Origin of the sequence: Acinetobacter sp. OYA S30, from assembly GCF_033599315.1 — a bacterium.
GTDB classification, from domain to species: Bacteria; Pseudomonadota; Gammaproteobacteria; order Pseudomonadales; family Moraxellaceae; genus Acinetobacter; species Acinetobacter baumannii.
In genome coordinates, this window is sequence record NZ_JAWVAV010000059.1 from 1 (window position 1) to 12,178 (window position 12,178).

14 protein-coding genes and 1 pseudogene are annotated in these 12,178 nt (G+C 38.3%); 7 read left to right on the plus strand and 8 right to left on the minus strand.

All coding sequences use genetic code 11. The features are described 5' to 3' along the window. Window positions 1-256: 256 nt before the first annotated feature. From R5R67_RS17785 to R5R67_RS17815, 7 genes are all read left to right on the plus strand, one after another. On the plus strand, window positions 257-901 hold the full coding sequence (locus R5R67_RS17785; RefSeq protein ID WP_031958618.1) for an SOS response-associated peptidase: 645 nt from the start codon (window positions 257-259) through the stop codon (window positions 899-901). A 115-nt stretch (window positions 902-1,016) separates the two neighbouring features. After that, window positions 1,017-1,511 carry a LexA family protein gene (locus R5R67_RS17790; protein WP_031958617.1) on the plus strand — a complete coding sequence of 165 codons (495 nt, stop codon included), beginning with the start codon at window positions 1,017-1,019 and terminating at the stop codon, window positions 1,509-1,511. 3 nt (window positions 1,512-1,514) lie between these two features. After that, window positions 1,515-2,813: a Y-family DNA polymerase gene (locus tag R5R67_RS17795; RefSeq protein WP_135536507.1), complete on the plus strand. Its 1,299-nt coding sequence runs from the start codon at window positions 1,515-1,517 to the stop codon at window positions 2,811-2,813. Window positions 2,814-2,895: 82 nt separating this feature from the next. Continuing rightward, on the plus strand, window positions 2,896-3,114 hold the full coding sequence (locus tag R5R67_RS17800) for a hypothetical protein (protein ID WP_077109265.1): 219 nt from the start codon (window positions 2,896-2,898) through the stop codon (window positions 3,112-3,114). Between the two features lie 10 nt (window positions 3,115-3,124). Then, complete coding sequence (locus tag R5R67_RS17805; RefSeq protein WP_135536509.1) at window positions 3,125-3,307, plus strand: hypothetical protein; 183 nt, start codon at window positions 3,125-3,127, stop codon at window positions 3,305-3,307. A 156-nt stretch (window positions 3,308-3,463) separates the two neighbouring features. Further along, a complete protein-coding gene (locus R5R67_RS17810; RefSeq protein ID WP_009390371.1) occupies window positions 3,464-4,312 on the plus strand; it encodes a hypothetical protein in 849 nt (282 codons plus the stop codon). A 37-nt stretch (window positions 4,313-4,349) separates the two neighbouring features. Next, complete coding sequence (locus R5R67_RS17815) at window positions 4,350-5,057, plus strand: hypothetical protein (RefSeq protein WP_135536511.1); 708 nt, start codon at window positions 4,350-4,352, stop codon at window positions 5,055-5,057. Between the two features lie 91 nt (window positions 5,058-5,148). Here the strand turns inward: R5R67_RS17815 and R5R67_RS17820 are convergent, their stop codons facing one another. The 8 genes and pseudogenes from R5R67_RS17820 to R5R67_RS17855 form a co-directional block, all read right to left on the minus strand. Continuing rightward, window positions 5,149-5,727, minus strand: a complete 579-nt coding sequence (locus R5R67_RS17820; protein WP_135536513.1) for a glycoside hydrolase family 19 protein — start codon at window positions 5,725-5,727, stop codon at window positions 5,149-5,151. A 41-nt stretch (window positions 5,728-5,768) separates the two neighbouring features. Continuing rightward, window positions 5,769-6,158: a hypothetical protein gene (locus R5R67_RS17825; protein WP_109850652.1), complete on the minus strand. Its 390-nt coding sequence runs from the start codon at window positions 6,156-6,158 to the stop codon at window positions 5,769-5,771. Between the two features lie 68 nt (window positions 6,159-6,226). Then, window positions 6,227-9,673 (minus strand): host specificity factor TipJ family phage tail protein, encoded by a 3,447-nt coding sequence (locus R5R67_RS17830; RefSeq protein WP_135536515.1) that lies wholly within the window; start codon window positions 9,671-9,673, stop codon window positions 6,227-6,229. Next, a complete protein-coding gene (locus R5R67_RS17835; RefSeq protein ID WP_000835169.1) occupies window positions 9,666-10,028 on the minus strand; it encodes a hypothetical protein in 363 nt (120 codons plus the stop codon). The genes R5R67_RS17830 and R5R67_RS17835 overlap by 8 nt, the downstream gene beginning before the upstream one ends. After that, the gene (locus tag R5R67_RS17840; protein WP_000368364.1) at window positions 10,025-10,531 is read right to left on the minus strand and encodes a DUF1833 family protein; all 507 of its coding nucleotides are present in this window, start codon (window positions 10,529-10,531) and stop codon (window positions 10,025-10,027) included. The genes R5R67_RS17835 and R5R67_RS17840 overlap by 4 nt, the downstream gene beginning before the upstream one ends. After that, on the minus strand, window positions 10,531-10,929 hold the full coding sequence (locus R5R67_RS17845) for a hypothetical protein (RefSeq protein WP_031981301.1): 399 nt from the start codon (window positions 10,927-10,929) through the stop codon (window positions 10,531-10,533). The genes R5R67_RS17840 and R5R67_RS17845 overlap by 1 nt, the downstream gene beginning before the upstream one ends. Before the next feature lie 64 nt (window positions 10,930-10,993). Continuing rightward, window positions 10,994-11,155, minus strand: coding sequence for a hypothetical protein (locus R5R67_RS17850; RefSeq protein WP_002121607.1), 162 nt, complete (start codon window positions 11,153-11,155; stop codon window positions 10,994-10,996). Between the two features lie 504 nt (window positions 11,156-11,659). After that, window positions 11,660-12,178: pseudogene (locus R5R67_RS17855) on the minus strand (phage tail tape measure protein); the annotation flags it as partial.

Sequence of the window (12,178 nt, forward strand, 5' to 3'; positions counted from 1 at the left end):
ACCTACTTAAATTTTTAAGATTAAAGTTAAAGTTTGACTATATTGATTTAGACGGCAAAAAATGGACTACTACTACATCTTATGGCTATGCCATTAGAGGTTTGGAGAAAGTAGAATTAAGAAAATATATTAGTGAAAATTTAAAATTAAAGGAAAATTAATTAACTACTAAAAAACTACTATGAATATAGATAAAGTAGTTTTAAGGCGGAGATAATAATTTTCATAAAAGATATCAATACAATATAGGTGGGATATGTGCTCAAACTATGAACCGATTGCAAAAGATAGAATTCACTTACTGGATCTGTTTGAGCCAACATTTGAATATAAATCTCATATTTACCCAAACTATGAAGCTCCACTCTTATTTTCAAAAAAAGAGCAGATGGAATGGCGATTAGCTCGTTTTGGGCTAGTGGCCCCTTGGGTTAAAGACCTTAAAAAGGTACACAATACTTATAACGCAAGAACAGAGACAGTTCACGAAAAGCCTAGTTTTCGAAATGCATGGAAGAAAAACCAATTCTGTTTAATTCTTGCTGATGTGATATTCGAGCCAAAGTACATAAACAATAAGCCTGAATGGTGGGGAATTTATCGCAAAGATGAAATGCCTTTTACAATTGCCGGCATTTATGAATATGCAGTTGTGAACGGCGAAGAAATCAGATCTATGAGCATGCTCACAATTAATTCTGACCACCACCCCTTCATGAAGCAATTTCATGCTCCTACTGATGAGAAGCGCTCTATTATTGTTATTCCTCCTGAACTAAGGATCGATTGGCTGCATTGTAAACATGAAGAAGCTAAGGAGTTTTTCTTAGATATGCCTCCTGATGAGTTCGTAGCACAACCTAGATCAGAATTGAAGAAATTCCGACCAAATGCACAATGAAGCGCGACAAGTTACGACTAGTCATTATTTATCCACAACTTTTTAAATTTGAAATTTAACTAAACTCTAGCATATCATCTTGAATATGTTACAAATTCAAGCTAGGGGATATTCTATGAGCGAAATTGCACCGTCCATTATCCAGATAAAGCCTTATCTAACTCAAGGTTTTGCTTTGTCTGATGTTATGTCTATCAAGCTAGTTGTACCCTCCTCTCATATGCTTATCCCTTACGCATTAGAAAAAATAAATGCAGGCTTCCCAAGCCCAGCACAAGATTATGTAGATAAAGCTCTCGACATGAACGAGCACTTAATAAAAAATGAAACCGCTACGTTTATTGTGAAAGTTGCATCACTATCAATGCTCAATGCGGGTATAGATATTGATGATGAATTGATTGTGGATCGTAGCCTTGATGCAAAGCACGGCGATATCGTTATTGCACTAATTGACAATGAATTCACAGTTAAACGTTTAATGATCGATGAAAAAGGCCAATGGCTTAAAGCAGAGAATCCAGATTATAAAAATATTTATTTAGCGGATGGCCAAGAATTAATTATCTGGGGTGTTGTCACTCATATCATTAAAATGACGCGGCATTAAGTCATGAAACATGAGAATAAAGTATTTTTTCTCATCGATGTAAATAACATGTACGTCTCATGTGAAAGAGTCTTTGACCCGTCTTTGAATGATAAGCCTGTTATTGTGCTCAGCAATAATGATGGGTGCGCCGTGGCGCGTAGCAACGAGGCAAAATCCTTAAATATAAAAATGGGTGTGCCGCTTTTTCAAATTAAAGACATTGTTCAGCAACATAACGTAATCGTTCTTTCAAGCAACTATGCAATGTATGCAGAAATGTCACGGCGCTTTCATACGATTCTTGCTTCTTACGTAACTGCAGAAGAAGTTGAACCGTACTCGATTGATGAGTGCTTTGTAGACTTCACAGCTTATGAAAAGAACTTTGATTTAGAAAAAGTTGGCCAGCAAATGCGTCAACAAATATGGAAATGGCTTGGTTTGCCCGTTTGTGTCGGTATTGGTAGAAGTAAAACAGAAGCCAAGATTGCAAATCATATTGCAAAGAAAAATCCAGGCTTTAACAGCGTTTGTGATTTAGTGAATATGGATCCGTGCAACAAAGAATATTACTTTGCTCAAATAGATGTGAGTGAAGTCTGGGGCATCGGTCGTAAGCATTCAAAAAAACTTCAAGCAATGGGAATTAATACGGTGCTTGATTTAGCTTGTGCGGAACCTCGAGAGATGCAAAAACGCTTTTCTATAGTTATGGCTCGTACTATCTATGAATTGCAAGGCATATCATGCATTGAGATCGAGCACACTCCCCCATCCAAAAAACAGATTGTTGCCTCTAGGTCTTTCGGTGGTCGCGTAACTGAATTAACAGATCTAAAAGAAGCGATATCAATGTATGCGCAAGATGCGTGTAAAAGGCTACGTGATGAAGGGCTTTTGTGTGGATGTATGATTGCTTTTGTACAGTCAAACCCTTTCGATCCAAATGTCCCTTTTTATAACAAATCAATTACCGGTTCGTTTTCTGAACCCACAGATTGTGCTATTGATTTCGTCAAAGCAGCAACAAGGATGTTAAACGACATATACAAAGAAGGAATTAAATATAAGAAGTGCGGAGTAATATTAACTAGTCTAGAGCCAAAGACTGGCCATACTTATGACTTATTAACTGACTTTGAACAAATAGAGAAAAAGGAATGTTTGATGAAAGCTATGGATGGTATCCATAGTAAATTTGGAAAGAAAAAAATCGGGGTCGGTCCATGCTTTGTCCCTGGTCGAAACTGGAGCATGAGCCGCGACAAACTTAGCAGGAATCCATTTAAGTGGGATGAATTACCGCTGATAACGAAATGAGAAAATATTTGCTCACTTTTATTAACTATTACCTATATTGAGCAAATGTTTGCTCAATTAACCATTTAACGAGGAACTTAACATGAACTTTACACGACTAACAGACGAACAATTAACACAAACTCTTATACCTAAGCGTTTTGTGCCACCAATACCACCAGAATATGAAGGTAAAAATATGGTCTATGTTTTTGATAGTGAAGATTCTTTTAATTTAACTTATGATGAACTGGTCGAGATTATTAGTAAGGCTCGGATGACTGGGCCACAAATGATTCCTATACTTGGTACAGTCGGCTAAAAAGTGAGGTATGAATATGCTATGTCGTTACCAAATATGCTTCTATTTAGATAATCAAAATCTAGATCTTGAACATAAATTAATTATTAAAGCAAACAGTTCAGAAGAGGCTAGACATATTGCGATTGCAAAATGTGAGCCAACAAATGAGAGCTTTTATACCGCCATGACATGGGAAGGTTTAAATAATTAAAATTAAAGCCCATTGTAGGGCTTTTTTTTACTTTCAGTGAAAGAATAAGTTTTACTGCTGCAACCTAGAGTTAATTAAAAACTATTCAAATCAGGGGAAGTTTAGATAAAAAGAAGATAAAATAGATTAATTTTTCATAATTTTATTGGTGAAATGATGATAAAAATAATTTATGGTAATTCTAACTTTAATGATCTATTGCAAGAAAGCTATCTTGCAGGTACCTCTATCCTCTCAGGAATAGAATACTTAAAAAAAGCCGAATTATTCAGCAATCATGATGGAATGTTTTATTCTGCTTTTTTTAGTCTCAGTATCGGTATAGAGCGTTTTTTAAAAATTGCCTTAGTTTCTGAATATATGTATCAAAACAATTATCAAAAACCGTCAGATAAATTTTTAAAAGAACCGGGGCATAATCTTTTAAAATTATTAAAAGCAAACCTTTTGTTGACCTCAAAGTATGATATTGACAGCGGTTCTTTTTCAGATGAAATTTTAGAATATGATCTAATAAGTTTTCTTAGCACATATGCCACGACTAATCGATACTTAAACTTAAACAATCTTACAAATGCAAACTATAATAATCATAAGCATCCCATACATGAATGGGTACTTCTTTCTGAACGTTTTTTAAGAGAAAGTGTTAAATATGAAAAAATTGAAAAGGACTTAATTAAAATCTATAGTAAAAATGAAAAGTACGGTGTCGGATATACTAATTTGTTAGATTTTAATGGCCATCCTTTACTCACTGCAGATATATGGCAATTCCAATACATTGTAAACAAGAGCAAACCTTATATACTTTATAGATTAATTCAAACACTAAAACCAATCTATCGAATGTTAGACAAAATTTCTTTTGAATCAAATAATGGTCCAAACGCTGATTTAGGTGGGTTAATGAATCTTCCCTATTACGGAGAGCTATTTCCATTTTTTTATGCAGATCTAGATACGCTTAAGAGAGTAAAGAAATGGGTCGGCCGTTATAATTAACCGTCATTAAACTTTTATTATTTTAAAAGATCTGAATATGAAGTATCTTAACTTAATTATTATAGCAGCCATAAGTGTTATAATTTTATCCCTATCATTTTTTTTCGGAATTAAATATTTCACAGAATTTGGACCAGAAATAAATTTAACACTAACTCTCTATTTTTTTTCAGGGATTTCAACTTTAGGCGCTGTTCTCTCAGCTATCTATACTTTACATATACAATCAATTGGAAAGCGGCCAAATATAATTTTAGAAACTACAAGACTTACCAATCAATATGATGACTTTATAGAAAAAGATGTCATTAGAGTTGGTCTAAAGATGTTAAATACGGGAGAAAATGCATTCTTCTTAAATCTACAATTAACAGAAACCTGTATTAACAATCCAGGAGTCAATTATGAATTTCATAATTCAAGATATGATTTTGATATCTTTAAAAGTATAAATGATACAGAAAAGCACCACTATATGGAGGTAAGCTTTTCTTCAAAAGCTCAAGATATGTATGCCGATATTGTAAAACTAGGACCAATAATCAAACTAACCTATCAAGACCAAAATCATGAAACTCATGAAATAAAATATTTATTAAAGTTTAAGCGCATGTTAGACGAAAGTCCTTTTTTTATACTTGAAAGAATAGGTATATTTAGCAAAGTTAGGATTTCAATAAATTTATTTATAAGAAGAGTTCTTAAGACTAAAAAGAAATTTTCAAATATTAAAAAGCCCTTTTAAAGGGCTCTCACACAAATTCCTACACTCACATTGTTATTGATCGTATGAGCTGTGCATCCTGTTAGGAGAAAGCACAGCAATACTAAAGCTTTCATGACATCCAACTTTTAATTTTGGCTAGATTGGCTTTACGTTCAACTAAGCCATTTGTACCGCCGTTGATACGGCGCGTAATAGTTAGCAAATCATCACGATCTGCAAGTTCATTCAATCCGTTGTTAGTCCAGAATTTACAAGCGACTAGCAAGCCAATACTCGGAATTGCTACAAGTTCGGGATGTGATTCAAAATCGATACCCAATGCACGACCATATTTTTGATAATTGGCACGACCAGTTAACTGAATAGGACCACGACCCTTAAACTTAACGCCATCACCAGCCATGACATTACCCAAGTCTTTACGGCCTTCATAAGCTGTGCCACTTGCGATTTCTTGCATATATCGGAAATTACCCGACTCATGTGTAAGCTGGGCAATGAAGTGAGCAAAGCGCAACTCATTGTAGAGAATTGCATAATTTTTGAAGTGTACGTTAGCTGCTAATGCTAGCTCTTCCGCTCGGCTTTGATTTGCGCCAAGTTTCTTAAATAATGCTGTAAGAGTGCCGCGCCCTATCTTTCCGTCAACTGTAACACCAAGTGTTCTTTGTAGATTTCTAAAATTCATTTCACTTTCCTCAGGTAATAAAAAACCGCCCGAAGGCGGCATTAACTGTTTTCAATGTCTTTTCTGGCTTTTTTAAACTCTTTGATCACTTCAACGATCGTTTTACCTTCCTGCTTATCAATGAAGTTAAAGATCCATCGGACCAAAGCCCAACCGGGTAATCCACAAACAAAGAAGAACCCACCAAGTGCAATCATCCCCCATATGTCTGTCACCCATTCATGAAGCCCCCACTTCACAATAATGAATGAGCCACCAGCCAGACTTGATACAACCGTACAGATCAAACCAACTGCCCACTCTTGTGGTGAGCGAGGCATACGTGTCATCAATACAACTGCTGCCACTAAAGCGACCGCTAAAGTCACCATAATTGCTGCACCATAAAATTTTAAAATTGCTGTTAAACCGCTTGTGGAAACTGGTTCCATAAATCTCTCCAGATATTTTTAGACAATAAAAAAGCACCCCAATTGGGTGCTCAAAGTTCTTTTAAAGTTTAAAGGGTTTGTAAGATTTTCCCTCCATTCATTAATTTGGTTGTAAGTGGAGCAACTCCCACAATTGCAGGTCCTCCCAGTCCCGGCTGGCCTTCAGTCGTTCCATGGTATTGCCAGTTCCACGTTCCATCATTAGTGGACTTGGTGCCACGTTCGCCCCAGTTTCCACCATCACCTGATAATGGAGACCCATAACGGTCATTTTGGGTTCGGTAACCTTTACCGGGTACCGAAGCTTCAGCATCAGTGATTTTCATAACCAATAAATAACTCTCCAGATAGAGGCGATAATCTTGTGAGTCATTTGAAATCGGCTGTCCAGTCATGACCCGACCAAATGGTGCTCCAGCACCACCGGGAATTCCCTGAACCCCATAAGATGATCCAGTGTAAATACCACTTGGTGTTGCTCCACCACCTGAGCCGCCTCGAGCTAACGTCCCGCCATCGATAATCAGGTTTAGTTTGCTGTGCCGGTTCAACAAACCGGGTGCTCCCTGAAACCCATCACGCCGGGTTTTGGTAAAATTGAAGTCTGAATCTTTTTCCCAATCTCCGTAAGCTAGATGTGGTAACCCGCCATCTCCACCACGTCCAACAACAGCACCTTTAATCGTTAGATTCACCACCAGATCAGGTGGGAACTCCCCTGTATCTATCGCTGGTAATTCAGTTGCAGCAGGAACGATATACTCTCGTTTTGCAGGACTATTATTATAGTCAAACTTATAAACCATCCTTGTTTCAGGTCGATAAGAACTTGAGCTTGAAACCAGCGCACCAGCTTCAACTACAAAGCTAATTTCTCCAGTCGTTGGTAAATCACCTCTTTGCATTTGATATAAACGTGCGAGATTAATATCAAGCTGGTCATATCGAATGTAGATCGGTGAATCATCAACCGGTACATCAATAAAATCCTTGTCATTGAGGTAATACCGTTCATCGTAATTAATTGCAGTAATTGTATTAGAGAACTGGTCAGCCGGTTCTCTTTTTGCGACTAGATAAGGCAGTGAGCCTTTGGTATCGTCATTAACCACCGTATAGATAGTATTCACAAAATCATCAGGACTTAGCTTTAATGCACCGTTCGGTAATCGGCCTAAAACTACCTTGTTCTTGGCAGATCCTACGGTAACAGGAATAAGGTCCACGGTACCATCCCCCATTTGCAAATAAATCACATAGCTCTTGCCTGCAATGAAATCTACATCATGGCTTAAGGTGAGGATTAAACCCTCTTGCTGTACCACTTCCCCGCTTTGATGAATACCATTGCGATAATCTGCTACAGCAATACGGTCACGTAGCACAAGCAACTCAGACTCAGGCGCCGCATCAAAGGTGATGGATTTACGTTGAAACCGAAGCTTATTCCAGATCCGGTATGCATTAAAATGAGCTTGCCACTTGTTTCGTACCCCAACGGATTTCACTTCTTTCGGGTTCTTTGCTCCTTTGTCCGGCAAATAGATATTGATACGACTATCGTCGGCCGGATCCGTGTATTCATAGATCAGTCCATCGTAGTCATCCATCACGCCAAAGGTAAGATCATGCTTGTAACTATCAGGAATAATATTCCTGAAGTTAAATAGCATTACCGAGTTATCAGTTGGACGTTCAAAATAAAGCTTGAGCTTATTATTTTGACGATATGCAGTACAAAACACGGCATCACAAAGATTGGTGACGAGCTCTTCAAAAGACAAGTTTGTATCATCAATTGTGGTGCAGAACTCAGCCGCAAGTGGTGTACCAAAATAATCAACTACATCATTATAGGTCCGATAGATGTTTTCAAGATCAATCTCATCGATCGAACGGCGGCCAATCTTGTCATCAAGTGCCATAGATACCAAAGCATCAGCAAAACTCGATGTTGGGAATAGCTCTGTCGTCATTGCTCCATTTTTATAAGTCGGCAACATTCGCTGAAGATCGAAATTGATCTTACGGGACTTAACAGATAAAGCTCCGGTCGTTGCATAAGTACGTGCACGAAAAACTGTTTCATGTTCATACACTGTGCTTTGTAAAGGATAAGCACCGTAAAGCGCCTGCCACTTTACTTCATCAACAACAGTGGTAACTGCCGGAGTTGGAGTTAAACGGCGTGCACGGACACTACAGCGTCCCTGAAATGTCACCATATCCAGCGTTGCACCAACGGTCTGACGTGACTTTGCCGAGCCTTTCAAAATGATCTGCTTCAGCATTGGATTACCAATAGCTGCACCAGATTCATTAACCGGGGTTACTTCAACTTCAATCGTGACATTAACAGCGCCCTGATTTCCGCCTGCAGAAACGGTATAAAGTCCATTGGTGGCCACAAAGTTACATAGCACCCGACTACGTTCAATATTGTCCAAAATGAATGGACCAATCCACTTCTCTCCAATAGATGAAAGCTTTGGAGATAAAGCACTAGTTTGCTGATTTGATAATTCCCTTAGCTTTAACCAATTTGGATTAACTGCTGCTGGATTAGATAAAGCCATCCGATCATCAGCTACCGATAAAACGCTGTAAGTGCCGTTTAAATCATAAGTCTGGCCATTAAACGTGAATGATGCATTGGTGATTTCTACCCGGTCATTACTTACAAACTTAGTGGTTAAATCCGTATTGTTTGCAGATGCCCGCAGGATCTCATTAGGATATGCAAAAAGAAGATAGTTGGTACCTTCCAAGCTTTGTGTATCAGCTGGACGGAGAACTTGGCCATTAACAGAAGTTTGATGCTGAACCGTTAGTGGCGGCGTGGTAATTTCGGTACCAAGCGAAAAATATGGCTCACCCGAGACAATATCAACGCCTGGTCGATAGACTTCTACCGATGCACCGGCAATATCGACAATATTGGTTTCACCGTCATATGCACCGTTAATTTTATAGTGACCACGACCAATACAACCGACAACGTGTTCAACTTCAACGTTATTTTCATAAACTTTGTAAGGCACTGCGATTAGGTCGGGTGTGTTCCACCCGGCTCCATAGTTATCAGCAATCCGGCCATTTACACGAGTTTTATTTTCACGATTGGATAATTCGTTATTTGCAGATGAAGACTGGTTGTTATTTTGGTTTGTTTGTGTAATTGAAGGTACTGGCATTAATAATGCAACTGCCACCCCCACAACCAATGAGATAATAGCAGCCCATGCAGCTGCACCAAGCTCAATACCTTTAGGATTCTCAATTACGATAAAAGTACCTGGTAAGAAATCAAGCTGCTTTAACTCATATGCATTTTTCGGCGTGACTTCATTCGCAAATGAAATTTCGGCATGATCCATATTACTTGTTGTATGGAAAATACGGACATGTTCAGGCATATAATCATATTTTGAAGTAAGCCATTGTCCGATGGTTTGAGCCTGCTCAATCGTCTTTTCTTCAGACAAAGCATCCTTTTTATAAATAATCTTAATCATAGTAACTGACCCGACTAAAACCCATTGCCTTGATCACTTCTTCGGATAAAAAAGTAACTCCGCCTTCCATCAAATGTAGAACACGGCCCAAACGAAAAAGCCCCACATGTGGGGGCTTGTTTCGGTATCTCGAGTGAAAGGCGACTATGCAGCCTTCCTTGGGCATGGGCAGTGGATTTAAAAGTTTTAACCTTGATGGTAGAAATACCTTTTCTTTAATAGGCTTCATAAAAAATTCAAGTGCTTCCACCCGGTCTATTCCATATAGATCCAATGCAGCTTCATGAGCAAAATGAACACAGTTGTAGTTTTCCTCGTCATATTGTCTATCAAGCAAATGATCATGACTTTTCATATAGCCCCCTTGAGACCAGTAAAGCGGTCTAGTGCAAAGATATCTCCAGTTTTAGCGGTATTTAATCGTGGAGATTCAGCTTTGAACGTCACAGCTTTATGGTTCATTGAAACACCGGCGAGTTGTAAGCCAAGCAGATAATGCATCGGTGTATTTAAATTATCTGAACTATAAAGCCGATAATTAACTGTTGGTTTTACATCCGGAAATTGACCTTCTATTACCCGTTCAAACTCATCCGGCAAAATATCACCAAGACCTGAAATAGAGACTGTTAAAGTCTGGTCTAGATCGCCCAGCATTCCGGATCTTTGAATTGTCATAGGCAGGTATTCATAAAGCACCTGCCCTTCACCTTCATTGTGCTGAACATACACCCCTCGGTCATCATTACGGACTACCCGGTAAGTATTCATAAAAGAAGGGTGTGAGAGTTCAATACATTCCAGTTGATAAATATCAACTTTTCGATTGAAAAAGAATTCGGCATATTCGTTATCCATTAGACCTCCCAATCTTTAATTAATGCTATATCGGCATTCAGGTTAGGCTGGTTTTGAACAACTTCGAGCTGTGCATTTACCCGGTAAAGGTTGCCGTTGACTTCATTGGTCTTGAACGAGTTTGGAATGAAATTGCATAGATATTGCTGACGTTCCCCCTGATCAATCACCAGATCCGCATAAAATGAAGCTGGCTTATTCTGGTAGACCCGCCAGAAAGCCATCATTTTATTGAAATCTGTTTTACTTAAGTTCCAGTTCACATCGACAATGTGGCTATTCCGTTTTACATCGATGTAATAGCGTCCACGTCCTCCATCCATCTGCTGACGTTTCACATCATCACCTGGTGTTACGCCATAGCCGCTGGTCTGGGGATTTAGCTTTAACTTGTACATAACTTTCCTTCAGGCAATAAAAAACCGACCTTTAATTGGGTCGGTTCTTAATATTCAAATTGATTTATTTTAATAATAGCCATGCAACGCCTCCTAAAGCACTTATCAAAACTGAGATTGCAATAATAAGTAATGCATAACTTTGGATCTTACCTACATAATCAGCACCAGATTCGCTCATTTTTCCATCTACCTTTAAATGTGATTTTGATGTATGATTTGTCATATAGAGATTTCTCCTCTTAACTTTGATCGGTTGAGTTGAATTGAAAACCTCAGTGCGCCAACACTGGGGTTTTTGCTTTTTGGAACTTTATAAATTTCCAACCTGTTTATCCTCATGCGGTTTTTCCGCATACAGACATAAAAAAACCACCCGAAGGTGGTCATTTCATAATATTGGCTGTCAATGGGTTTTAGAAGTAGATGTAGGTTTAAGGTGTCAACAGCTCTTGCCCTTCTATAAGGGTAGCGTTAAATTATCCTCCTTATACCCACCTCTTTAAAAATTAGCTATTACCTTCCATTAACTTTCCACTCCACTCTATAAGTACAATGTTAAATTTATCTCTCCTTATACCTGTTACTTTAAAAGGTATCTGTTACGCTCCATTAACATTTCTCTCTTCTATAAGTGCAACTTTAATTTTTCCTCCTTATACCGTTATCTTTAAAATGTTTTAGTTACATTCCATTAACATCTCTTCCTTCTATAAGGGGGAATCTAAAACTATCGATTCCGTCTTGCTGTCGTATTCTCAGTCAAAGACCGACTAATAGTTGAGTTTGGATTACCAATTTGATCACTTACAAGCTTCGGTACCGTTCTTGGAAGCTGCTTATCCAGTTCATCTTTTACAATGATCCGGACTGTTTGCTCATCCAGTTGTTCGGCTTCAACTGTCGCCCCACTCACCTGATTAATCACTTCAATTTTGAAATTGATAGTAGGTGTAGAAGGTTCAATTGAAGGCAAAATCTCAGCTTGAGGTCGAGCAGCTTGACCTATCGTGAAGTCTTGAACATCCTCAAGATTTGAGCGATCCTGAACCAAGCCATTTGAAGAAAAATAGACCTTGCCATCATGGAAAAAGTCAGAATTTTCTGAAGACGCTAACTTAGGTATGTCTCTATTACCTTTATAGATAATCTGAGTATCTTGAACCGGTTGATTAAAGATGTCAGCTTGCTTTTGGCTTTCAATAAAGGCACTAGAGCTCATCATTGCACGGCGCATGACACTATCAGC